Source organism: Alphaproteobacteria bacterium, assembly GCA_017302575.1.
GTDB lineage: Bacteria > Pseudomonadota > Alphaproteobacteria > Rickettsiales > UBA3002 > JAFLDD01.
In genome coordinates this window covers 1,574,537-1,597,807 of sequence record JAFLDD010000001.1, presented here as the reverse complement: position 1 = coordinate 1,597,807, position 23,271 = coordinate 1,574,537, and the positions used below count along the sequence as shown (strand labels likewise).

The window sequence follows — 23,271 nt, the reverse complement described above, 5'->3', positions numbered from 1 at the left end:
ATGCTCAGGACAATGCCATGTGTGGAATTGCGGGGATTTTGATAGCACGTGACAGGGTGGATGCGGCTTCATTGCCATCCCTAGCCCAGCGCATGGGGGACGCTCTCTACACGCGCGGGCCTGATAGTGGCGGCATCTGGTGCAGCCACGAACAAGGCATTGCCCTTGCTCACCGCCGACTTGCGATTATCGACCTATCGCCCGAAGGTCACCAGCCAATGCACGCTGTATCGGGGCGCTACGTCATCAGCTTCAATGGCGAAATCTATAACTATCAGGAGTTGCGCGCGCGGCTGAACTATTCATGGCGCGGTCATTCCGATACGGAAGTGTTACTGGCGGCGATTGAAACATGGGGCATTGAACGCACACTACGCGAATGCGATGGAATGTTCGCCATCGCCATATGGGACATGCAGGAGCAATGCCTGACCTTAGCGCGCGACCGCATGGGCGAGAAACCGCTCTATTATGGCTGGGCGAATGGAAACATCGTGTTTGCCTCAGAACTCAAGGCATTCACAACCCTTCCGAACTGGTCGCCCAGCATTAATCGCAACGCGCTTCATATGTTGATGGGCTATAGCTACATCGCAGCACCCCATGCAATTTACGAAGGCATACACAAGCTCGCTGCTGCCCATTATGTGCAACTGAAACGTGGCGACACACACGCAACACCACTACCCTATTGGTCACTGCCTGCGGTCGTAGAATATGGCACGCAACATCGCAGTTCGCTTTCCGATAGCGATGCTACTGAAGCGCTCGATGCACAACTGCGCCTATGCGTCAAAGAACGCATGATGTCGGACGTACCACTTGGTGCATTCTTATCGGGCGGCATCGACTCCTCGACCATCGCTGCGCTGATGCAGGTGCAATCAACACGTCCCATCAAAACCTTTACGATTGGCTTTGCCGAACAGGGGTTTGACGAAGCGCCATTTGCGAAGGCTGTTGCAGCGCATTTAGGCACCGAACATCACGAGATTTACCTATCGCCCCAACAAGCGCTTGAGGTGATACCGCAGCTTGCCACCATCTATGACGAGCCCTTTGCCGATTCCTCGCAAATCCCGACGCATCTCGTCTCACATTTTGCCCGCCAACATGTTACTGTCGCTCTCTCTGGCGATGGCGGCGATGAATTATTGGGCGGCTATAACCGCTATGTGCGCGGCCCCACAATATGGAATACCGTTAATCTCTTGCCGCATCAGTTACGTATTCCTCTAGCAGCGCTCATGCTGCAGTTACATACGGGCCTTATCAGCAAACTCTTGCCCAATCATAATTCTACTGCAGCGCGGCTTGCGCGCAAGCTAGGTAATTATTACGAAAAAATTGGTACGCGTACGCCAGAAGATTTTTATCTCAAGCTCTGCTCGATTAATGAGCATACAGAGTCGTTGGTGATCGGCGGTCATGCGCCCGATTTACTCCCCAAGCTTCAAGGCCTGAACCTCGACTATGCTGAATGGATGATGCTGCAAGATGCGCTCACCTATTTCCCAGGCGATATCATGGCGAAGGTGGACCGTGCTTCCATGGCAGTTAGCTTAGAAACACGCACACCTTTTACCGACCCAGACCTCATCGCCCTAGCATGGCGTATGCCGTTGCATCAAAAAATTCGCGGCAACAAAGGTAAGTGGTTGCTGCGCCAAGTGCTGTATCGCTACGTGCCAGAGGCACTGATTGAGCGCCCCAAGTCAGGCTTCTCGATCCCACTCGCGCAATGGTTACGCGGCCCACTTAAGGGCTGGGCAGCAGATTTACTGGCGCCAGACTTGCTTAAACGGCAAGGTTATCTGAACCCACAAACTGTGCAGCAATTATGGAATGCACACCAATCAGGTGGTCGCGATATGGAGCATCGCCTGTGGAATATACTGATGTTCCAAAGCTGGCTTGCTGCTCAGCAAACCTCGTGAATCAGCCGTGCGATTTCTGGGCCGTAGCGCTGAATGCTGTAACGCTCTTCCACTGTCTTGCGACCCGCCTGCCCTAAGCGCTGGCGCAGCGCTGCGTCACCAACCAGTTGGTTGATAGCAGCCTGCCACTCCTCAGGCGTAGAGGCGAGCAAACCATTCACGCCATGTTGCACGATCTCGCTATTGACCCCCACAGGTGACGCAATGACAGGAATTCCGCATGCCATATACTGGATGAGTTTATAGCCGCATTTTCCACGCGCCCATGGTGCATCGGGAATCGGCATGATGCCAATATCCATAGCATGAATATCCGATATCTCGCGCGCCTCGTACCATAGGCGATACTCAAACGGGAGCGACGTATCCGCCGCGTGATTTGCTCCCACCACCAGCACGTGCATTTGTTTTGCATGAACCAACGACGACAAAACCGGTAAAATCGTCTGACAATAACGCCACGTTGAGGGCGAACCTATCCAACCAAGCGTTGGCAAGACATTCGCATCTTTGGATATTGGGGGCGTATAGTGCGCCACATCCACAACGGTGGGGATAATTTCCGCGCGATTGCAATAACGTGCCACATATTCGCGCAGGTAATTGTTACCACAAAAGGCCATATTTGCCCGACGCATTAGACCCTGCAATTTCCGCCCTAACGCGGCTCTCACCAAGGGGTTGGGATGCTGATCATATTGATGAAAAATCGCATCATCATAATCCAGAATAACAGGCTTATTTGTCAGTCGTATCAGCCACTCAAGCGGCAGATAGGGGAATAGCTCATATTGCACCCAGATAAAATCATACGCACCCATGCGTGTAAGCATCATCAAGCGCTTGGCATAAGCACTAGCAATTGCTGCAATAGGGCGCTTACCTTGTGCAAAAAACCCGCCCAAATACGCATTATCAAACAATGGCGCAAGCTGCAGCTCTATGCCCTCTTGTGCCAAATAAGGCATGGCTTGTACCATGCGCTGCCGCGTGGCTGCCGCCAGCGTATCATACTTGGAAAATACCAAACCGCGCTTCATATCGAGTTACTCTGATGCAACAGGAACACAGAATGGCGAAAATCATGCAAAATGGGCCATAAGGTCAGATCCATAGGCCATACGGCATGAAGCACCCTCTTACGACTGTAGCATATCGGCATGTGATTGTCCCCAGCGATAGATTAACGAGAATACACACAAATCCTATCGTTGCAAATAGCAGCACATGAGGCGATAGTAAGGGCATCATGCAGCTTGCCTCCAAATTTTTTGCGGATATTGCAAAGTCCGTCGGCTCTAGCGGCGTACAGCTCGTTATTATGATGGTGACAACACCACTCATGACGCGTCTTTATGAACCTGCCGATTATACCTCGTTTGGTATCATCAACCTGATGGCCACAGTGATTATCGGTATCGGCATGATGTCGATGGCCAATGTCTATCCCTTGGAAAAAAATCCCCAATACCGCACGGAGTTGCTGCAGACCATGTTCCTAGTCGTGACGCTATTGGGAATACTCTCTGCCATTGGCGCATTCGTTATGGCCATCACGGGCGCACTGGAACTACAGCCTTTGACCTTAGCGCTGTTACCCGTTCTCGTCTTCTGTTTTGGTATACGCCAAACGTTGGTGAGTATCGCCACACAACATGCACATTTTAGCAGCCTCGCTGTTGGACAGATTGCCGAACCCATCACCGCGCGCAGTGGCTCGATTGCATTGGGCGCATTGTTTGGCAGTAACCCCGTGTTTATTCTTGCTTCAGTCGCCGCTGGGCATTTGGCAACCGCAGCAACCGTTATTCGAATGGCCGTTGATCGCTCATGGCGCGATTGGCGCAACCTCCTAAATAACCGCCCACACCCCCTCACAGTGATTAAGCGTTATCGTGACTTTGCGTTGTATAACACGCCCTCACATCAGGCTCTGCCTTTAGTGATGCTGGCAATTCAGATTTTCATCGCCAGCTTCTTTGCACATGACATGGCAGGCCATTACATTCTGGCAGTTTCAATCCTGACACTTCCTGCAAGCGTTATCGGGCTGGCCAGTGCGCCTGTCGTATATCGCAAATTCATCGAGATTGAGCACACTAATCCTGCAGGTCTTGCCCGCTATCTCTGGCGCGCCATGGGGTTATATTTGCTTGCAGGATCTTTGGTACTAAGCCCCATTTTCTTTTTCGGCGAACCGATTTTCCGTTTTGTCTTTGGTAATATTTGGGGTCATGCGGGTGAGATTGCATCTATCTTGAGTGTTCCATTTGTTGGCAGTTTTACGCTGATGGGCCTATTGTCGATTTTCAGCGTTACGCGCCGCGTCAAAACCCACTTCACGCTCGAAGTCTGCACCTGCGCCTTCATGCTCATCGTCATCTACCTTAACTTCAAGGGTATGGACTTCGACACCGCTATTTTCTATCTCGCTATTATCTGGACCATTCGCAACATCGTTTTACTTTGTGGCTGTGCTTGGGCTGCAAATGCCCATGCTAATTTGAGTTTACGAGCATCGTAAATGGTCTATGCACTTGTCATAGCGCCCTATGTTCCTCCCATCAATGCGGCGGAGTCAATCCAGATTGGGCGTTTACTTGAAGCGCTGGATACCAAGATTAGCGGTCGCATTATCGCCGTCGAACCCGTCATGACGGGGTGGACACCGCATGATGCATCCTTGCAAAAAAACTTGCAGCATTTTGACCATCACTATCTCACCTTGCCACTGCATCGCATCGCGCAACGCATCATCGCGTCACGCATAGTGCGGCGGTTTCATGTACCCGATACACTGAGTTGGATAATTGGCAGAAGCGATGAAATCATCCGCAATCTTCCGCAAAAACCTAATATTATATATTCACGATCCTACCCGATGAGCGCCGCCTTACTCAGCATCAAACTACAAGAGAAATTGGGTATTCCATGGATCATGCATCTGAGTGACCCTTGGGTGGATAATCCCTATCGCACTGCCCGACACATAGAAAACGCGATGGAAGAAACATGCTTCGCACGTGCCAATCATATTACTCTCACCACGCAAGGACAGGCCGAATTCTACCAACGCAAATACCCGCAACATGCTGCAAAAATCAGCGTGTCGCCCAACACCATGCCAGAGATTACAGCACCTAGCCCATCAACCACATCATCTAATGATGTGCTAAATATTGTCTATGCTGGCAATCTTTACGGGGACCGCTCGCCAGAGCCATTGCTCAACGCAATTGCAATGCTTGAGCCAGACCAACGCCGCAAACTTCATGTTACCTTCTACGGCAATTGCCAATTTCCAGAGGTGATTAAAGCCCTGCCCGAGACAATCACCTATCGCGGCGCAGTGCCTTATGCCCAAGTCATGGCTGCACAAGCCGCAGCCGATGTATTGCTTAGTATTGAACCCGAAAATCACCACCCATTAGCCTCTGCATTCTTGCCATCTAAAGTACCAGAGGCTCTTGCCTTGCGTAAGCCCTTGCTGGCGATTACTCCCAAAGGCAGCACGACAGAATCTGTCTGTCATGAGGGTTATGGCTGGGCAGTAGCGCCAGCACACACGAAAGAGCTTGCTGCACGTCTAAACACGCTTATTTACACACGTCCAACCCAATCACCCCCGCCGCCTGCTCGCTTTGCTGCGGCCCATGTTGCGTCGGAATTGCTGCAACATTTTAACCGTCTGGTAGCGCAATGAATCAGCGCATTCTCATGGAAGGTTATTACGGCAAAGCCAATTTCGGTGACGATGTGCTGATGCTCGTAACCTACCAACTGCTCCGTCATGCCTCTCCCCGTGCGCATATCAGCCTCATCGTGGGGGATGCACAACGTGACTATCCACGCACGATGCTCAACGGAATCGCGATAGAAAAACCCAATCGCCATGCGCGTTATGATGTGATAGTTCACGGCGGCGGCGGCGTTTTTTTTGACTTCACGCGCCATGGAATCGTAAGGCGTATCCTCGAAATAAGCGTACAGATCATCGGTCTTAGCACCTTTGTACAATTCGAGCGCGTCATACGCAGATTGACGGGGCTGCACCGTATCCATGCCAAGCGACGCATAGGCTTAGGCATCGGGGTTGGCACCTTTACTAAAGGCTCGCCACGTATGTTACGCAGCGCGCCTATTCTTGCGGAATGCGACGCATTATGGCTACGTGACCATGAAAGCGCCGCCAACCTCAAACGCTTTGCACCTATATTGCGTGCCGAACTACTCCATGGCTCAGACCTTGCATTCTTAACTGAAAACTGGGCGCCTCCTACACGCGAGAAAAGTCAATCCGATAAGCCCAAACTAGGAATTGCGCTGCGCGACTGGAACGGCATGGATTACGAAAAAATCAAAAGTGAACTCGCCACTCTTTCGCACGATTATACGCTGACTGGTTTTATTTTTGATGCGCATCATGACCCCAAAATGCGCGCGCTTCTGGCCCCTTACGACACGCATATCTGGAACCCAGAAGAGATGAGCATCCATGCTTTTGCTTCACAGATTGCTGCACAAGACGGGCTGATCACCAGCCGCGCTCACGGTGCTATTTGCGCTGCCTGTATGGGCGTGCCGTCCGTCATACTCAACATTGAACCCAAAATGGAACAGGTGCATCAGATGCTGTGCAATAGCACGCAGCTTATCGAGCATCATCAGCCTTGGCAGCAGGCTATTGTCACGATGCTAGCAATTTCCAAAGAACAGATCGCAGGTGATGTGGCATTAAATCGCACCGCATCGCAGGCTGCATGGTCAAAAATCATACGGTGGCTAGCATGAAAATTCTGATGCTCACCACACAATTAGGCTATGGCGGCGCAGAGACTTCATTCATACGCCTCGCTAACTGCCTCGCACAATCGATGGATGTTACGATTGCGCTATTTACCAATACAGGCACTTACTCTGCTGGTCACGCACCACTCGATGCAAAGGTGCATGTAACATTGCTCGACACCGCATCTAGCAATCAGTTTGTGCGTTGGTGGCGCAGAATTCGCACATTCCGCAGCCTCAAACAGCAGCACGATGTCGCCATCAGCTTTCTTTCAGGGCCTAATATGGTCAATGTATTAGCTGGCAAGAATGCACGCAGTATCATCTCCATTCGCGGCTCACGTAAATATGACCCCGTTAGTTCGTGCGCGCAACGCTGGCTGTTTCACTATGTGATTGATCCTATCATCTATCTTCTCGCGGGGGCGATTGTGCCGGTGTCAGATGGTCTTAGGCAGGAAATACCGAGCTATGCGCAATCAAGAATTCATGTGATTTCGCCCTTCATTGAGCCACTAGCTATCGCTGAGCGCTTGAATGAACCGCTACCTCAGGCCTACGCTGCTTTGAGAAATCAAAAGGTCATTGTGGCGGTTGGGCGCTTGTCGGTTGAAAAAGGATTTCACCACCTCATTCGCGTATTCTCGGCACTAAGTAAGCGCGAAGCTGGCATCAAATTACTACTGGTGGGCGATGGACCCATGTTGCAATCACTGCGCACTCAATGTAGCGACCTTGCCCTTGCAACAGATGATATGTCACCAGCACAAAATGCTGTAATTTTTGCAGGCTATCAAAAGAATGTTCTGCCATTTATCGCGCTGGGTCGTGTCTTGGCACTGACTTCGGCCACTGAGGGCTTCCCCAACGTGCTGCTTGAAGCAATGGCTGCAGGCGTACCTATCATCGCTGCCGATACTCCATGGGGTGCGCGTGCGATTCTACATAAGCATGATACCAGCAAAGGCCCCTACCCCACTCATCGCATCACACATACTGACTATGGCACTCTCATGCCTCGGATTGACGATATAAATCATCAGCACATGTGGGTGGATGCGTTAGCGCAGGCGCTAGAGCAGCCCCATGCACCCAATTGTAGCGCACGTGTGACCGATTTCAGTCTTGAAACGGTCGGCGCATCATGGAAACTGCTGGTAGAAAATTGAGCGCCTCATGAAATATCGTAGCGAGATAGATGGCCTGCGTGCACTGGCGGTGCTTCCGGTGATACTTTTTCACGCGGGATTTAGCGGATTAAGCGGTGGATTTTTGGGTGTCGATGTATTCTTCGTTATCTCGGGCTACCTGATTACCTGCATCATCCTAGATGATGTAGCACGCGGCACTTTCTCCATTGCGCGCTTCTACGAACGCCGTGCGCGACGCATATTACCCGCATTATTTTGCGTGCTGCTTATCACGAGTATCGGTGCATGGGCATGGATGCTCCCATCACAGTATGACGTATTCGCACGCAGCCTAATCGCTACTATCTTTTTTGTGCCCAATATCTTTTTCTGGCGTGAGAGCAGCTATTTCGCCGCAGATGCTGCGCAGCAACCCCTACTACATACATGGAGCCTCGGCGTCGAAGAGCAGTTTTATGTGCTCTTTCCAATCGCAATGATCGTGCTTTGGCGCTTTGGTAAACGTCCTACCATGCTCTTTATGCTGCTTGCGGGAGTCATTAGTTTCATCGCCTGTGAATATGCGTCACGCATGATGCCTAGCGCCAATTTCTTTTTACTACCAACACGCGCTTGGGAATTGATGGTTGGTGCGCTTTGCGCTTTTGCGCATCACCAGCATGCGCCGCGCAAGCACAACCTTCTTGCCATGCTTGGCTTGGCACTTATTCTGGCATCCTTTTTCACCCTTGGTGAGCATATACGCCTGCCGTCCGCCTATAGTTTAGCGCCTGTGTTAGGCACCGCGCTGATTATTCTTTTCGCGACCTCCGATAGCTGGGTAGGTCGCGCTCTTTCGCTTCGCCCTGTCGTTGCTATCGGCCTCATCAGCTATAGTGCCTATCTTTGGCATCACCCCATTTTTGCATTCGCGCGTATCCGCACGATTCATGAAACACACACGATTGCATTACTGGCGCTCGTTGCTGCAGCCTTACTGCTTGCCGCACTCACATGGTACTTCGTCGAGCAACCTTTCCGCAATAAAGCGCATCGCCATTATGTGAATGGCCGCACGGGGCTGCGCGTCGCCATACTGATTGCGTTGATGGTGATTGGTATTGGCGTTCATGGCCACCTAACCCATGGCAGACTGGAAGCATGGCAAGCACAAGCCACCGCATTTCAGCGTAATGCCTTTAGTTTGATGCAAAAAGAACAGGCGCGCCGCTTTGAATATGACAATGGCGATTGCAGATTCAACCTCAACCAACTGACCGAGGCCGACGAACCGCGCATTGCAGCCTGCAGCAAAACATACGGTAAAGGGATTGCCATTATTGGTGATTCGCACGCCATGAATCTCTTTCACGTCATGCGCCATAGTTTGGCGGATGCGCCATTCCTTGTTGGTTTTGCGCAAGGCATGTGCAGGCCTTATGAAACGCTGGCGACCTGCAATTACCTGCCATTCTTGAAGATGCTTGAGCGTCACCCATCCCTTTTCGAACATATCATGTATGAGCAAGCTGGCTGGGAAATGCTGCGCGATATGCATGGCCGACCACTTGCACAAGATATGATTTCAGGCCTGCCGCTTGACGCGCGCGTCCCTGATTTCACACCCAACCGCGACAGCATTAACGCCGCACGTGATTATCTGGTGAAGCTCACCCCGTTTGCACGCGTCACTTGGCTAGGGCCGCGCCTTGAGCCAGAGATCACTGAAACCATGGTGATCCAGCGAGGCTGCGATTATCCCTTCACTCTTAGGCCCAATCAAGAAGCCGTATTTCGAGGCTTCGATAGCGCTATTAGTGATGCCTTGAGCAGCAGCACTATTCACTACCGCTCACAAATTGACCTCATTCAGCTCGATATGAAGAACGACTTCATGAATTGCGAACAAACCTATTGGAAAGATCGTAACCACTATAGCGAAGCGGGCGAAGCATATTTCGCCAAGCGCCTAACGCGGGAGAAGATTTTGCCATGAGCACCCTTCCCATCATCTATGCCGTGGATGCCGCGAGGAATGTGACAGGCTCATTCACATCACTGCGTAACTTCGCCCAAGCATTACGCGAATCAGCACGTATCGTACTAGTATTACCCGAAGATCACGCCATTCCGCCCAGCGAGTTAACAGGCTTTTGGCGCGTAGAGACCCTACCTATTTATGCACCCTCCAAGCGCGTGAGTGTGTTGCGGCGTTATGTGCCAGCACTGCTTATTAGTGGTTGGAAATTACGTCGTATGATGCAGCGCGACCACGCCACTCGTCTGCTGCTTAATGATTTCTATATACTGCAAGGCGCCATGATGCGCCTATTCTACTATCAAGGCCTAATTATCACATGGGTACGTTGCGAGCCGCGCCGATTTGCTGGCCCACTAGCGCGTCCCATTCTCGCGGTTGTGCGCGCCACCAGCGATCACATGGTTGCCGTATCACAATTTATCCGCAGCATATTACCCGCAGCCATGCAGCCAGAAGTCATTTACAACATCTATCAGGGCCGCACCCGCCAACATCAGCTTTGGACAAATGGGCCCAAGCGCATCCTCTATGTCGGCAATTATATTGCAGGCAAAGGCCAAGACATGGGGCTGGAAGCTTTCGCCATCGCTGCACAAGATGACCCAGACCTTGAGCTACATTTTTATGGTTCTGACATGGGTCTCGCCAAAAATAGTGAGTATCGTAACGCCCTGAATGCGCGCGCCGAGCAACTTGGTATGAGTCACCGCGTCACGTTTGGTGGTTTCGTGGCCGACACCTTCCCCCTGCTCGAATCAGCGTATATGAGCCTGAATTGCTCGGTCTCTGAGTCTTTCTCGCGCACGGTACTCGAAGCTTCGGGTGCAGGCGTTGCAGTCATTGCAACACAGTCTGGTGGGCCACAGGAAATCATTCGCGAGGGTGAAACGGGCTATCTTATTCCCGTAGGCGATGTGAATGCCTGCGCCGCACGGATAGCGGAACTCGCACGCGACCCCGCCAAAACTGCCCGTATGGGCGAAGCAAGCGCCGCGCACATCGCGCAACATTTCTCGGCGCAGACAATACTAAATCGACTTAAAGATTTGCTGAAATTATAGATACTTAAAAGCCAACAAAGTTGGCAGGGGCGACAGGAATCGAACCTGCAACCTTCGGTTTTGGAGACCGACGCTCTGCCAGTTGAGCTACACCCCTACATGCACATGGCATCTGACGTCGCGCTTATAATGAGAGATAACGCGCTTGTCTAGCCAACAAAAAAGCCCACCGTTTCCAGTGGGCTTTTCGTTAGTCTTTTGGCAGTCGCTTACGCAACTACTTTAGCGACGACGCCAGCACCTACGGTACGGCCGCCTTCACGGATCGCGAAGCGAAGACCCTGATCCATAGCGATCGGAGCAATCAATTCGATTTCCATCTTAATGTTATCGCCAGGCATCACCATCTCAACACCCGCTGGCAGCTTCACTACGCCCGTCACGTCGGTCGTGCGGAAGTAGAACTGTGGGCGGTAGTTGGTGAAGAACGGCGTGTGACGGCCACCCTCATCCTTGGTGAGTACATACGCCTCAGCTTCGAACTTCGTGTGTGGCGTGATCGAACCTGGCTTCGCCAATACTTGGCCACGCTCAACGTCCTCACGCTTCAGACCACGCAGCAATACGCCCGCGTTGTCACCTGCTTGTGCTTCGTCCAGCAACTTGCGGAACATCTCGATACCCGTGCAGGTCGTCTTCTGAGTGTCTTTCAAGCCAATCACTTCAAGCTCTTCACCCACTTTAATCTGACCGCGCTCAACACGACCCGTTACTACCGTACCACGACCCGAAATCGAGAACACGTCCTCAACTGGCATCAGGAATGGTTGGTCAACTGGGCGTGCAGGCTGTGGAATGTTCGCATCAACAGCAGCCATCAGCTTCAGAATCGCTTCTTCACCAAAGCCATCCGCTTTACCTTCAAGCGCGCTCAATGCCGAACCATGAATGATGGGAATCGTGTCGCCTGGGAAGTTGTACTTGCTGAGCAATTCACGAACTTCCATCTCAACCAACTCAAGAAGTTCTTTATCGTCAACCATGTCGCACTTGTTCAAGAACACAACAATCGCAGGTACGCCAACCTGACGCGCCAGCAGAATGTGCTCGCGGGTCTGTGGCATTGGGCCGTCCGCAGCCGATACCACGAGAATCGCGCCGTCCATCTGAGCAGCACCCGTGATCATGTTCTTCACGTAATCCGCGTGGCCTGGGCAATCTACGTGTGCGTAGTGACGGTTCTCCGTCTCGTACTCAACGTGTGCCGTGTTGATCGTAATACCGCGCGCCTTCTCTTCTGGTGCAGCGTCAATCTGATCGTAACCCTTGTACGCGTTCTTGCTGTTCTGCTTCGCCATTACTTTCGTAATCGCTGCCGTCAACGACGTCTTACCATGGTCAACGTGACCAATCGTCCCGATGTTACAGTGCGGTTTCGTTCTCTCAAATTTTTCCTTAGCCATGTTAAACTCCTCAAGTCTTTACAAATTTTAAGCGCGCGCAACATGCGCTCCAGCGCGTAGGATGGGCGGGGTTTAGCGCAAACCGTCAGGCGCTGCAAGCGGAAAAGATGCAGCGGGTGATGGGAATTGATGTCGGCCTACTGGCCTCCACCCTGCGGGCGGCTTCGCCGTCCAAAACTTCTCCTGAAGTTTTGTGAACCTGTGGGTTCTCTAGCATCATCTTTCCATTTACCCATCACCAAATGGCGATGGGTAAATGGAGCGGGTGATGGGAATCGAACCCACGTATGCAGCTTGGAAGGCTGCCGTTCTACCATTGAACTACACCCGCATCGGATTGCCTTTATACGGCAAATTGGCCACGTGACAAGTAGGTATCGTTAAGTATAGTCACCTCATGGGCACCTTTCATCACCACCATCACACACCAAGCGTCTCGCCAGAGATTCGCGGCACTGTTTACGAAGAGCACGCGCGGCTCATGCGCCTTGCCACCTATGCCTCCGTAGGCATGGCCTCGGCACTGATTATCCTAAAAACCGTTGCATGGTGGATGAGCGATTCGCTCGCCATGCTCTCCTCCCTCACCGACTCGTTTTTTGACGTTCTGACCTCGGTAATGAACTTGGTAGCGCTAAGCTACGCGCTCAAACCCGCAGATGACGACCACCGCTTCGGCCATACACGTATCGAGGACATTGTTGGCCTCGCACAGTGCGCCTGCATTGTGGCGTCCATGCTTATCATTATGCTGCAGTCATTTGAGCGTCTGGCAAGCCCCGAGCCTATGATACATTCTACACTCGGTATTGGTGTTTCCATCATCGCGATGATTGCAACAGGCGTTCTCGTGCTCTTTCAAGGCTATGTCGCCAAACGCACCAAATCACTCATCGTCGCAGCAGACAGATTGCACTACGTCGGCGACGTGCTGTTCAATCTTGGTGTGATTGTTGCGCTCGTACTCACCAGTGTTTCAGGTTGGTTGTGGGCTGACCCTGCCATGGCCATCTTAATGGCGATTGCAATTATTTACTCAAGCAAAGACTTGGGCCTGCGCGCCTATAACAACCTCATGGACAAAGAGATGCCCGACAGTGAAAAAGCAAAAATCTATGAGGTGTTGGAAAGCATGCCAGAGGTGCGTGGCCACCATAACCTCAAAACACGCTACGCTGGCAATAAACCGTTTATGCAGATGCATATCGATATTGACGCGTCACTGAGCTTCAGGGAAGCACACGACATTGTCGATAGGCTGGAAAACACATTGATGGAAACTTTCCCAGGCGCAGAGGTGATTATTCACCCCGATCCACGCGAAGCATAATAACCCACGCATGGACGTCCGTTGAGGACGAAAGCACAGCGGCGCTTGAGCGAGCTTAATATGAAATAACTTCTACGAAGTTATTTCGCTCTTTCCATGAAGCTCAAATCTTCGATCTTCACGACGATTTTCTCGCCCGTGGTGATATAAGGCGGAACCATTACGCGCGCGCCATTATCGAGCGTTGCTGGCTTGTACGACGACGATGCCGTCTGACCCTTCACCACTGCTTCCGTATCAACGATTTCGCAAACTGCTGTACCAGGAAGTTTCACCGAAAGCGGTGTGGTTTCATACATTTCGATATCCACCGTCATGTTGTCTTGCAAGAATGGCAGCGCATCGCCAATCAGCTCCTTAGGCAGAGTGAATTGCTCGAAATTCTCATTGTCCATGAAGTTGAGGTTCTCACCATCATCGAATAGGAAGTTCGCTTTACGTGAATCGATCTGCACGCGCTCAACCGCCGCGCCCGAGTTCAGGCGGATATTGTTTTTGGTGCCCGACTTTACATCTTTCAATTCAACTTGGTTGAATGCGCGCAAGTTACCTGGCGTGCGAATCTCGTGCTTCACTACAAGCCAAAGCTTATTTTCATATTCAATCACCATGCCGGAACGTACGGCTGAACCATCGACTTTCATAAGTCACTCCTTGAAATTGCTGGCGGGAACATAGCGCCCGATTCACAGAATGCAAGCGGGGACTAGACTTTGCCCTGCCCGTTGGGATGTGCAGCACGTGCTTCACGAGCCAGTCTTCCAACCGCTCCATAGGGGTTCTCACCCTGCGCTATCGGCGCTTGCGGGTCTACATGCGCTGCTACCCATTGTTTACGTTCATGCGCACTGCCAAGCTCTGGATCATCAATCAAAAGCTCGCGCGACGAACCCGCCTCTCTGCCAAGTAAATCCCTTTCGGCCTCGTCGGCAAAAGTAAATCCCTCCGCCTCAATAAGCGCGTTGTTCAGCGCGCCGTTATACCCTTGAAGCCCAAGCCCAGTAATCAGTAGCTCCGCCAAACCGCCTACTGGCTGCTTACCATGCAATTCCGACTGCGCAGGCATCACAACACCCTGTGGTAAATGTTGCGCGACATAATTTAGTAACATTGTCCATTTTACTTCGATAGGAGCTTCAGGCTGGTTATTGATCGTCATGTTATCAAGTAATGTATTGCGCACTCCAAGCCATGGAATAATAGGTTTACTTGTGCGCACCAACCGCTTGTCGATTGCACTTAAGTTCAATACGAAATCACCGTAATCGCGCACATCTATCTCTGGTGAAAAATCTCCAGTGCCTCCAAGAACACCATAATTTGCACCATCACGGTTTACAGCCACATCATACCCTTTTTCGTCACGGGTAGGTTCAGACGGACTACCGTAACGATAGCTTGGCAAATCACCTGGGCGATTGGTCATAGTGCAACCCTTCTAGGATGTAAGTTGCACTAATCTATCAGACCATAACGCTGATTTGTATGACATTTCCATGAACAATCAATCAGTAAAAATGTTATTTATCAGTATATTAAGCGGGTCAAGTTTCTACTAGTAAGCAGGGGTGCTATGGGCTATGAAGGCGGCTATGTCTATGAAGAAACACAAGAATCGGCCCCATCACCAACGGCCCGAACATGATCAAAAACGACCAGCCACACCCACAGGGAGCTATTGGATGGTCGGGTGGCATGCCGTTCTAGCCGCCCTGAATAACCCAGAGCGCACCGTTAGTCGCTTGTTGGTTACCAGTTCCTCGGCTGCTGAATTACCGCGTTTTGAGCGCAATATACGCCCTGAAACCGTTGAGGGTAAAGAGATTGAGCGCGTCGCAGGCTCTGACACCGTGCACCAAGGCATCGCTGCGCTGGTGCACCCACTTGAGCGCGATACGCTTGAGCCGCACCTGATGGGAAATGGCCCCTTATTGATTCTTGACCAAGTGACAGATCCACATAATGTCGGCGCGATTTTACGTAGCGCTGCAGCCTTTGGTGCAACAGCACTCATTCTCACCAAGGACCATTCGGCACGCGAAGCCTCCGTCATGGCGAAAGCTGCCTGTGGTGCGCTTGATATCGTGCCGATGATTGAGGTCACCAACCTCGCCCAAGCGATTCGCGACATCAAGGATGCGGGCTTTTGGACATTGGGATTAGATGGCACGGGTAAACGCACCCTTGCTGAAAGTAAGCCAACGGGAAAACTAGCGCTCATATTGGGTGCTGAGGGCAAAGGCATGCGCCGCCTCACTGCTGAAAGTTGCGACGAACTGGTAAAGCTACCTATCGACAGCCGCATGGAAAGCCTCAACGTATCCAACGCTGCCGCAGTTGCACTCTATCAACTTTACGTGAGCCGCGCATGAGCGATGCTGCACAAAAAGCCATTACCCTCGCAATGCGCAGTGGCGCCGATGCCTCCGATGCCTTGATTGTTACCTCACGCGACCTAACGGCCAGTATCCGCAATGAAGCACCCGAAACGATTGAACAATCTGAAGCCTGCGGATTAGGTATTCGCGTTTTCGTGGGCAAGCGCACCGCGACACTCTCAACCTCCGACCTCTCACCACACGCTATTGAAAAGTTGGTGGAGAATACGGTTGCTATTGCCAAAGCAGCACCCACTGATCCGCATGTTGCACTCGCGGACGCAGCATTACTGGCAGCAGCATTACCCGAACTGGAGCTGGCCGATAACACCGAGCCCAGCATGAAAGACTTGCAACGCCTCGCCCGCGAATGCGAAGCTGCAGGCAGAAGCGAGAAAGGCATCACCAACAGCGAAGGTGCCGACGCGTCATGGGGAACACTGCATGTTGGTCTGTTTACATCGCATGGTGTTGCGCATGAATATCGCACGACGCATGGCGGGCTATCCTTATCACTCATCGCAGGCACTGGCGATACGATGCAGCGTGATTATGCCTATAGCAGCAAACGCTTCATGCGCGATATTCGCAGCGCAGAATCTATCGGCAAAGAAGCGGCGCTACGCACCTTGCGTCGCATGAACCCGCGCAAAATCGCTTCAACCAATCTGCCTGTAATTTTCGAGCCACGCGTGGGCAAACAGTTGCTTGGTGCGTTTGCTGGCGCCATCTCGGGCAGCGCGATTGCGCGCGGCACGAGTTTCTTGAAACAAGATTTAGGCAAACAAGTGTTTTCCAAAACCATTTCCATCAGTGACGACCCGCTCATAAAACGTGGTCTTGCCTCGCGCCCATGCGATGGCGAAGGTGTCGCTGTAAAAAAACAAGCCATGGTAAGTGCGGGAACCCTCAATAGCTGGTTCCTTGATACACGCTCAGCCAATCAGCTCGGCATGAAAACAACAGGCCATGCTTCGCGCAGCTTGTCATCTGCGCCACATCCTTCTGCTACTAATCTCTATATTGAAGCAGGCGTACAAACACCCAAAGCGCTGATGCAGGAAACAGGTACTGCGCTTTACATCACCGAAACATTTGGCCATGGCGTCAACCTCATCACGGGTGATTACTCGCAAGGCGCTTCAGGCTTCATGGTTGAGAATGGCGAGATGATCTATCCCGTTAGCGAAATTACGATTGCTGGCAATTTGCGCGAGTTGTTCGCACAACTCACTGCAGCAAATGATTTAACTTTCGAGTATGGTTTCAACGTACCAACCTTACGCGTGGCGAACATGGCAGTGGCAGGCAACTAGTGGCACGTTTCAAGAACAGCACATGGCAATTATGGCGGCGCTTGGTTAGAAGCCATGTGATGCCCTATCGCAAGCGTCTATTGATTGCTGCGGGCTGCATGGTGCTGGTCGCTGGCGCAACGGCTGCACAAGCCTACATGGTCAAGCCTGTACTCGACGATATCTTCGTCAATAAAGACGCCGATAAACTGCTGATACTGCCTTTCATCATTTTGCTGATTGCTTTCGCTGGCGCCTTGGGTGATTACGGCCAATCGCTACAATTGCGTTACGTAGGGCAGAAAGTCGTCACCGACATGCAGGGTGCGTTATTTGCCCACCTCATCCGCGCTGATATCACCACTTTTCATGACCAAACCTCGGGCCGACTCATCTCGCGCATGACCAATGATATCATGCTCATGCGACTGAGTGTGTCCAACGTGCTCACTGGTTTCATCAAAGAAGCCATGACCGCATTATTTCTGGTCGGCCTTATGTTTTGGCAGAGCTGGCAAATGGCTCTATTCACCTTCTTTATTCTGCTTTTTGGTGTGCTGCCCACCGTGCGCCTTGGCCGCCGCATGCGCAAAATCACGGACGCAACCCAGTCCAAATTCGCTGACTTCACCAGCCAGCTTGATGACACCTTCCAAGGTGTACGCGCTGTAAAAGCCTACGGGCGTGAAGAGTTCGAAACCCACCGCGTGCGCAATATGCTGAGCGAATTATTCCGACTCTATTTCAAAGCATCACGTGTGCAAGCAGCAAGCGGCCCAATCATGAACTTGATTGGCGCTATCGCGATTGCAGGTGTGGTGTGGTACGGCGGGTTCGAAGTCATTCGCGAGCGCACCACGGCGGGCGAATTCTTCTCCTTCCTCACTGCGATGATGATGGCCTATCGCCCTGTGAAAGTGCTTTCGTCACTCAATACGCAATTGCAAGAAGGTATGGCTGCCGCGCAGCGCTACTTTGATGTGATGGACACAGCCAATACGATTACACAATCACCTCATGCAGCGCCGCTTGCCATCGCGAAGGGTGAAGTAGTGCTACAGAATGTCAGCTTCGCTTATGGAACAGGCAAAGGCGGCGTTGAACAGGTTTCTTTCATTGTTCCCGCAGGAAAAACGGTAGCATTAGTTGGCCCATCGGGCGGCGGCAAAACGACCTTGATGAATCTGCTATTGCGCTTCTATGACGCGCAAAGCGGCCACATCACCATAGACGGGCAAAACATTAAAGACGTTACCATCGCTTCGCTGCGCAATGCATTTGCATTAGTGAGCCAAGATATCGTGCTCTTTGATGATACGGTTCGTGGCAATATCGCCTATGGTAAGCTGGATGCTAGCGAAGCTGAAATTATCGAGGCCGCAAAAAAAGCCCACGCCGATGCGTTCATTCGTGAATTACCACAAGGCTACGACACTCCGATTGGTCCACATGGCGTGAAGCTTTCTGGTGGCCAGCGTCAGCGCCTTTCGATTGCTCGTGCCATCTTGAAAAACGCACCCATTCTGTTGCTGGACGAAGCGACCTCTGCGCTCGACAACACGTCCGAACGCTTAGTGCAGGATGCATTGGCCGAACTCATGCAACACCGCACAACCTTGGTGATTGCCCACCGCCTTTCTACTATCCACCACGCCGATCAGATCGTCGTGCTGGATAAAGGCCGCATTGTCGCATCAGGCACCCACCAGAGCTTGATTGCCGAAGGTGGCTTGTATCATGATTTGTATCAGCTACAATTCGCCCAATGAAAAAAGTGATGAAATCGGAAGAACTCCATCCGCTTGTCTCATGGCTTCTGAGCACATGGCTGCGCTTTATCTATGCCACAGCGCGCGTTCGGATGACGATACCAGAGGCCTCAAAGCCGTTTATGAATGGCGAACAACAGGCGATTTTCTGCTTCTGGCATGGCCGCATGATTTTGAACGTCTTCAAGCGCCCCAAACAGCGCGACATGCGCGTGATGATTTCCCGCCACCGCGACGGACAGATTATCACGGATGTTCTCAAACATTTTAACATTGGCACGGTACGCGGCTCCACCAAAAAAGGTGGCGATGCAGCGATTCGTGAGGTCATCACGGCAGTTGCTGGTGGCACCAACATCGCTATCACTCCTGATGGTCCCAAGGGCCCAGCGTTTATTGCGCAGCATGGCGCCGCCTATATCGCACAAAAAACAGGGCTTCCTCTTGTGCCTATTAGCTTTGGTGCCTCGCGCGCAAAAATTTTCGATAGCTGGGATAAATTCTTACTACCCAAACCCTTCAGCAAAGTGGTGTTTGTCGTAGGTGAACCACTCATCATTGCGCCCGAAGATAATGTAGAAGAGCGCTCCGAATATCTACAAAACCGCATCAACCACGTGATGCAGGAAGCAGATAAGGCCGCCGCATGATTATTCACCTCTACAGTCTGCTAGGTTGGTTATTGACGCCACTGCTATGGTTCTGGCTCAAGCGCCGCACCAAGCGCGGCAAAGAAGAAGCAAGTCGTTTGGGCGAGCGTTTCGGCGCCACACGCATCCGCCGCCCTGAGGGCAAGCTCATTTGGCTGCACGCTGCAAGCGTCGGTGAAACACAATCCGTATTCACGCTCATCGATAAATTATTAGCACAGCATGCCAAACTCCATATTTTGGTGACCACGGGAACCCTCACGTCCGCACAAATGATTAAAGCGAAAAACCTGCCGCGCGTGATTCACCAATACCTGCCTAGCGACGTGCCTCTGGCCTGCAAGCGCTTCATGCGCCAATGGCGTCCTGATCTGGCATTGTGGGTAGAGTCAGAACTTTGGCCACAAATGTTGCAGCAAATTGCGCAGCAAAAATTACCACTCATGCTCATTAATGGACGCATGTCGCCGCGCGCCTATACACGCTGGACACGTTGGCCTAAATTAGCCAAACACATGCTCAACTGCTTCGACATGATGTTTGTGATGAGCGAAGAGGACGGTGCACGCTACCGCTTACTCGGTGCGAAGAAAGTCCGCTATGTCGGCAACCTCAAATACGATGCAGATGCATTGATGGCCGAAGCAAATAGCCTTGCACAATTAGGTGAACAGCTAGCCAATCGTCCTGCTTGGGTGGCAGCAAGCACCCACCCTGGTGAGGAGATGCAGCTCATCCACACTCACACGCAGGTAAAAAGACTCTACCCTGAGGTGCTTACCATCATCATCCCACGCCACGCACATCGCGGTAAAGCCATTACTGCTGAATTGCGCGCCGCAGGGTTGCAAGTGGCGCAGCGCAGCGAGGGTGAGCCTATCACCGCGAATACCGACATTTACCTCGCCGACACGATGGGTGAGTTGGGATTATTCTTCCGCCTCAGTGATATTGTATTCTTGGGTGGCTCTTTAGTCGCGCATGGTGGTCACAACCCGCTTGAGCCCGCACGCTTAAATTGCGCACTACTCACGGGTGAACATACCCACAACTTCGCTGCCGTGATGGAAGCGCTACGCGCACAACGCGCCATCCAAGTGGTGCATGACAATGACATGCTGGCACGCGCGATTGTCAAACTTCTGGCAGATGACGAAGCACGCCTAGGCATGGCAGAGCGTGCGCTCGATGTGGTAATGGCATCGCAAGGTGCTGCCGAAACCATCGTACTACACATTAATCATATACTCCACGAGCGTAGCAGCTATGCGCACGCAGCCTAATTTCTGGACAGCGAAAAGCGCTATATCCACGCTACTTCTGCCACTAGCATGGCTATATGGTTTAGGTTCTATGCTGCATCGAAAATTCACAAAACCCGAAACGCTTCATGCGCCCGTTATCAGCATTGGCAACATCACCGCCGGCGGCGCTGGCAAAACACCTACCACCATCATGCTTGCACACCTGCTGCAAGAAATGGGCAAGACACCTCACATTCTTTCGCGCGGTTACGGCGCAACCATTGCAACACCTATACGCGTTGCCACCCAACACCATCACACGCGTCAGGTCGGCGACGAAGCATTGTTACTCGCCAAACACGCACCCACATGGGTATTCCCCAGTCGTTTTCAATCAGGCATCGCAGCGATTGCTGCGGGTGCCGATATTCTGCTCTGTGATGATGGCTTGCAGCATTATGCACTCTCCAAAGACGTGAATTTGCTGGTCATCGACGGAGCATATGGTGTGGGCAATGGCAGATATTTGCCTGCTGGTCCATTGCGCGAATCACTTGCACACGCCCTCACACGTTGCGACGCGGTGATTCTTATTGGCCAAGATAAGCACCATCTGCGCGATAAGATTACCTTGCCAATCTTCAATGCATCAATACGCGCTACAGGTGACACAAACTGGCTGAAGGGCACCCATGTTATTGCGTTTGCGGGTATTGCTCGCCCGCAAAAATTCTACGACACATTGCTTGAACTTGGCGCAGTGCTTAGCGGTACTTTTAGTTTTGCTGACCATCACCATTTCAGTGAAAAGGAACTGGCGCTGCTTAATCAGAGTGGTGCTATGTTAGTGACAACCGAGAAAGATTGGGTAAGGCTCCCCGCACAGTGGCAAACACGTATTCGCTACGTACCCGTTGCGCTGCATCTTGAAGAACCTGCTGCGTTGCGCCAATGGCTGGAGCAAAAGCTATATGCTTAGAGGTTTACAGAATATCGTTGAGTACATCATCGTCTGGAGTTTCTTCCAGTTAGTTGGTCTGCTGCCACCCGTTACTGCGTCGCGCTTTGGTGGCTGGCTTGGACGAACACTCGGCCCCTATATTAAGCGCACCAAAATGGCAGAGCGTCTCATGGCGCAGCACCTGCCTGAATTATCTGAGACACAGCGCAGTGATGCCGTAACTGCCATGTGGGATAATATGGGGCGCATTCTATGCGAGTACCCACATCTCGCGCGCGGCGCACTGGACCGCTTCATCACTATTGAAGGAGGCGAACATATTCAGAATATGATTGCTTCCAACGCACCCTCAATGATTGTTTCAGGCCATATCGGCAATTGGGAAATATTGCCCAAAGCTGCTGCCTTATCGGGCCTCAAGGGGCATATTGTTTATCGTCCACCGAATAATCCATTCATCGATAGGCTGATCGATAAGCAACGCAGATCCTATAGTCTTGGCCATTATGGCAAAGGCAAAGAAGGTGCACGCGGCACGTTACGTGCGATTAGTAGGGGCGAATCGTTCCTGATGCTGGTGGACCAAAAAGACAATGACGGCGCGCTGCTGCCATTCTTAAACGCACCCGCCATGACCATGACATCCGCCGCCAAACTCGCCATTAAGCACAAGCTTCACATCGTCATGGCGCGTTCTATTCGCGAGCATGGGCATCACCACCGCGTCATTTACTACCCGCCAATCACCCTTCCAGAAGGGGATGATGAGGCAGCCATGCTCGCCCTTACGCAGCAATTTAACGATATCATCGGTAGCTGGGTGCGCGACATACCAAGCCAATGGTTCTGGCTACATCGCCGTTGGCCCAAATAAGCACTTGAAACTTACCCACTAAACACCATATTCCACCTATGAATCCTCTTTATTTATTTCCACTGGCACTCATCGTGCCGTTCATCGTGGCATTTGTTGCGTTCACGCCTGCTTATGCAGGGTTCTTTGGCGCCGCTTATGTTATCTACCAGCAGCCCGATGCGGTGAATCCGTTATGGCAGCACAAGCTTGATGTATTTTATATGTTCGACGTGTATGGGCAGCTCTTCAGTTATTGGAGCGCACATATGGCCACCTCCAATTTTGTTGATTTCACCCTGCCCTTATTCGGCCTGCCACTTCTTGGTATTGCAATTGCTGGTTTCCTGACGTGGAAATTAGTTTCCATGCTGGTGAATTTCTTCCGCATGGCATCCGTAACTTAGCACGTTGCGTAGCGCCGCAGCTGC

20 protein-coding genes and 2 tRNA genes are annotated in these 23,271 nt (G+C 51.8%); 16 read left to right on the top strand and 6 right to left on the bottom strand.

Features of this window, described 5'->3' with window-relative positions:
* The first annotated feature begins 17 nt into the window (after positions 1 to 17).
* Positions 18 to 1,937, top strand: coding sequence for an asparagine synthase (glutamine-hydrolyzing) (gene asnB / locus J0M34_08140; GenBank protein MBN8544217.1), 1,920 nt, complete (start codon positions 18 to 20; stop codon positions 1,935 to 1,937).
* On the opposite strand, the gene J0M34_08135 is transcribed toward asnB, so the two are convergent.
* Entirely contained in the window at positions 1,922 to 2,977 is a 1,056-nt protein-coding gene (locus tag J0M34_08135; protein MBN8544216.1) for a glycosyltransferase family 4 protein, read from the bottom strand. The two genes, asnB and J0M34_08135, sit on opposite strands and share 16 nt — an antisense overlap.
* A 209-nt stretch (positions 2,978 to 3,186) precedes the next feature.
* Here J0M34_08135 and J0M34_08130 point away from each other — a divergent pair, with 209 nt between their 5' ends.
* Genes J0M34_08130 through J0M34_08105 form a run of 6 tightly spaced genes read left to right on the top strand, consistent with a single transcriptional unit; the run spans position 3,187 to position 10,957 of the window.
* Positions 3,187 to 4,461, top strand: a complete 1,275-nt coding sequence (locus J0M34_08130; protein MBN8544215.1) for a hypothetical protein — start codon at positions 3,187 to 3,189, stop codon at positions 4,459 to 4,461.
* Positions 4,462 to 5,640 (top strand): glycosyltransferase, encoded by a 1,179-nt coding sequence (locus J0M34_08125; GenBank protein MBN8544214.1) that lies wholly within the window; start codon positions 4,462 to 4,464, stop codon positions 5,638 to 5,640.
* Complete coding sequence (locus J0M34_08120; protein ID MBN8544213.1) at positions 5,637 to 6,728, top strand: polysaccharide pyruvyl transferase family protein; 1,092 nt, start codon at positions 5,637 to 5,639, stop codon at positions 6,726 to 6,728. The genes J0M34_08125 and J0M34_08120 overlap by 4 nt, the downstream gene beginning before the upstream one ends.
* Entirely contained in the window at positions 6,725 to 7,894 is a 1,170-nt protein-coding gene (locus tag J0M34_08115) for a glycosyltransferase (GenBank protein ID MBN8544212.1), read from the top strand. Before J0M34_08120 ends, J0M34_08115 begins: the two co-directional genes overlap by 4 nt.
* A 7-nt stretch (positions 7,895 to 7,901) precedes the next feature.
* Positions 7,902 to 9,851: an acyltransferase gene (locus J0M34_08110; GenBank protein MBN8544211.1), complete on the top strand. Its 1,950-nt coding sequence runs from the start codon at positions 7,902 to 7,904 to the stop codon at positions 9,849 to 9,851.
* Positions 9,848 to 10,957 (top strand): glycosyltransferase family 4 protein, encoded by a 1,110-nt coding sequence (locus J0M34_08105; protein ID MBN8544210.1) that lies wholly within the window; start codon positions 9,848 to 9,850, stop codon positions 10,955 to 10,957. Before J0M34_08110 ends, J0M34_08105 begins: the two co-directional genes overlap by 4 nt.
* Before the next feature lie 21 nt (positions 10,958 to 10,978).
* On the opposite strand, the gene J0M34_08100 is transcribed toward J0M34_08105, so the two are convergent.
* From J0M34_08100 to J0M34_08090, 3 genes are all read right to left on the bottom strand, one after another.
* Positions 10,979 to 11,054: transfer RNA gene (locus tag J0M34_08100), tRNA-Trp, on the bottom strand.
* 112 nt (positions 11,055 to 11,166) lie between these two features.
* Positions 11,167 to 12,360: an elongation factor Tu gene (tuf, locus tag J0M34_08095; protein MBN8544209.1), complete on the bottom strand. Its 1,194-nt coding sequence runs from the start codon at positions 12,358 to 12,360 to the stop codon at positions 11,167 to 11,169.
* Positions 12,361 to 12,617: 257 nt separating this feature from the next.
* Positions 12,618 to 12,691 (bottom strand) — tRNA-Gly (locus tag J0M34_08090).
* A gap of 66 nt (positions 12,692 to 12,757) precedes the next feature.
* Here J0M34_08090 and J0M34_08085 point away from each other — a divergent pair.
* Positions 12,758 to 13,690, top strand: coding sequence for a cation diffusion facilitator family transporter (locus J0M34_08085; protein ID MBN8544208.1), 933 nt, complete (start codon positions 12,758 to 12,760; stop codon positions 13,688 to 13,690).
* A gap of 80 nt (positions 13,691 to 13,770) precedes the next feature.
* On the opposite strand, the gene efp is transcribed toward J0M34_08085, so the two are convergent.
* A complete protein-coding gene (gene efp, locus J0M34_08080) occupies positions 13,771 to 14,334 on the bottom strand; it encodes an elongation factor P (protein ID MBN8544207.1) in 564 nt (187 codons plus the stop codon).
* A 62-nt stretch (positions 14,335 to 14,396) separates the two neighbouring features.
* Positions 14,397 to 15,116 carry a hypothetical protein gene (locus J0M34_08075; GenBank protein ID MBN8544206.1) on the bottom strand — a complete coding sequence of 240 codons (720 nt, stop codon included), beginning with the start codon at positions 15,114 to 15,116 and terminating at the stop codon, positions 14,397 to 14,399.
* Positions 15,117 to 15,282: 166 nt separating this feature from the next.
* Between J0M34_08075 and rlmB the strand changes: the two genes are divergently transcribed.
* Genes rlmB through J0M34_08035 form a run of 8 tightly spaced genes read left to right on the top strand, consistent with a single transcriptional unit; the run spans position 15,283 to position 23,247 of the window.
* Entirely contained in the window at positions 15,283 to 16,062 is a 780-nt protein-coding gene (gene rlmB / locus J0M34_08070) for a 23S rRNA (guanosine(2251)-2'-O)-methyltransferase RlmB (GenBank protein ID MBN8544205.1), read from the top strand.
* Positions 16,059 to 17,384: a TldD/PmbA family protein gene (locus tag J0M34_08065; GenBank protein MBN8544204.1), complete on the top strand. Its 1,326-nt coding sequence runs from the start codon at positions 16,059 to 16,061 to the stop codon at positions 17,382 to 17,384. Before rlmB ends, J0M34_08065 begins: the two co-directional genes overlap by 4 nt.
* 59 nt (positions 17,385 to 17,443) lie before the next feature.
* Positions 17,444 to 19,132, top strand: coding sequence for an ABC transporter ATP-binding protein (locus J0M34_08060; protein ID MBN8544203.1), 1,689 nt, complete (start codon positions 17,444 to 17,446; stop codon positions 19,130 to 19,132).
* Complete coding sequence (locus J0M34_08055) at positions 19,129 to 19,782, top strand: lysophospholipid acyltransferase family protein (protein MBN8544202.1); 654 nt, start codon at positions 19,129 to 19,131, stop codon at positions 19,780 to 19,782. The genes J0M34_08060 and J0M34_08055 overlap by 4 nt, the downstream gene beginning before the upstream one ends.
* Positions 19,779 to 21,065 (top strand): 3-deoxy-D-manno-octulosonic acid transferase, encoded by a 1,287-nt coding sequence (locus J0M34_08050; protein ID MBN8544201.1) that lies wholly within the window; start codon positions 19,779 to 19,781, stop codon positions 21,063 to 21,065. Before J0M34_08055 ends, J0M34_08050 begins: the two co-directional genes overlap by 4 nt.
* Positions 21,049 to 22,005 (top strand): tetraacyldisaccharide 4'-kinase, encoded by a 957-nt coding sequence (lpxK, locus tag J0M34_08045; protein ID MBN8544200.1) that lies wholly within the window; start codon positions 21,049 to 21,051, stop codon positions 22,003 to 22,005. Before J0M34_08050 ends, lpxK begins: the two co-directional genes overlap by 17 nt.
* Positions 21,998 to 22,861, top strand: coding sequence for a lauroyl acyltransferase (locus J0M34_08040; GenBank protein MBN8544199.1), 864 nt, complete (start codon positions 21,998 to 22,000; stop codon positions 22,859 to 22,861). The genes lpxK and J0M34_08040 overlap by 8 nt, the downstream gene beginning before the upstream one ends.
* Positions 22,862 to 22,899: 38 nt before the next feature.
* On the top strand, positions 22,900 to 23,247 hold the full coding sequence (locus tag J0M34_08035; GenBank protein ID MBN8544198.1) for a hypothetical protein: 348 nt from the start codon (positions 22,900 to 22,902) through the stop codon (positions 23,245 to 23,247).
* The last annotated feature ends 24 nt before the right edge of the window (positions 23,248 to 23,271 follow it).

Coding starts and splice junctions, on each gene's coding strand:
- asnB (MBN8544217.1), top strand. CDS start 18: ATGTGTGGAATTGCGGGGATTTTGATAGCACGTGACAGGGTGGATGCG.
- J0M34_08135 (MBN8544216.1), bottom strand. CDS start 2,977: ATGAAGCGCGGTTTGGTATTTTCCAAGTATGATACGCTGGCGGCAGCC.
- J0M34_08130 (MBN8544215.1), top strand. CDS start 3,187: ATGCAGCTTGCCTCCAAATTTTTTGCGGATATTGCAAAGTCCGTCGGC.
- J0M34_08125 (MBN8544214.1), top strand. CDS start 4,462: ATGGTCTATGCACTTGTCATAGCGCCCTATGTTCCTCCCATCAATGCG.
- J0M34_08120 (MBN8544213.1), top strand. CDS start 5,637: ATGAATCAGCGCATTCTCATGGAAGGTTATTACGGCAAAGCCAATTTC.
- J0M34_08115 (MBN8544212.1), top strand. CDS start 6,725: ATGAAAATTCTGATGCTCACCACACAATTAGGCTATGGCGGCGCAGAG.
- J0M34_08110 (MBN8544211.1), top strand. CDS start 7,902: ATGAAATATCGTAGCGAGATAGATGGCCTGCGTGCACTGGCGGTGCTT.
- J0M34_08105 (MBN8544210.1), top strand. CDS start 9,848: ATGAGCACCCTTCCCATCATCTATGCCGTGGATGCCGCGAGGAATGTG.
- tuf (MBN8544209.1), bottom strand. CDS start 12,360: ATGGCTAAGGAAAAATTTGAGAGAACGAAACCGCACTGTAACATCGGG.
- J0M34_08085 (MBN8544208.1), top strand. CDS start 12,758: ATGGGCACCTTTCATCACCACCATCACACACCAAGCGTCTCGCCAGAG.
- efp (MBN8544207.1), bottom strand. CDS start 14,334: ATGAAAGTCGATGGTTCAGCCGTACGTTCCGGCATGGTGATTGAATAT.
- J0M34_08075 (MBN8544206.1), bottom strand. CDS start 15,116: ATGACCAATCGCCCAGGTGATTTGCCAAGCTATCGTTACGGTAGTCCG.
- rlmB (MBN8544205.1), top strand. CDS start 15,283: ATGTCTATGAAGAAACACAAGAATCGGCCCCATCACCAACGGCCCGAA.
- J0M34_08065 (MBN8544204.1), top strand. CDS start 16,059: ATGAGCGATGCTGCACAAAAAGCCATTACCCTCGCAATGCGCAGTGGC.
- J0M34_08060 (MBN8544203.1), top strand. CDS start 17,444: ATGCCCTATCGCAAGCGTCTATTGATTGCTGCGGGCTGCATGGTGCTG.
- J0M34_08055 (MBN8544202.1), top strand. CDS start 19,129: ATGAAAAAAGTGATGAAATCGGAAGAACTCCATCCGCTTGTCTCATGG.
- J0M34_08050 (MBN8544201.1), top strand. CDS start 19,779: ATGATTATTCACCTCTACAGTCTGCTAGGTTGGTTATTGACGCCACTG.
- lpxK (MBN8544200.1), top strand. CDS start 21,049: ATGCGCACGCAGCCTAATTTCTGGACAGCGAAAAGCGCTATATCCACG.
- J0M34_08040 (MBN8544199.1), top strand. CDS start 21,998: ATGCTTAGAGGTTTACAGAATATCGTTGAGTACATCATCGTCTGGAGT.
- J0M34_08035 (MBN8544198.1), top strand. CDS start 22,900: ATGAATCCTCTTTATTTATTTCCACTGGCACTCATCGTGCCGTTCATC.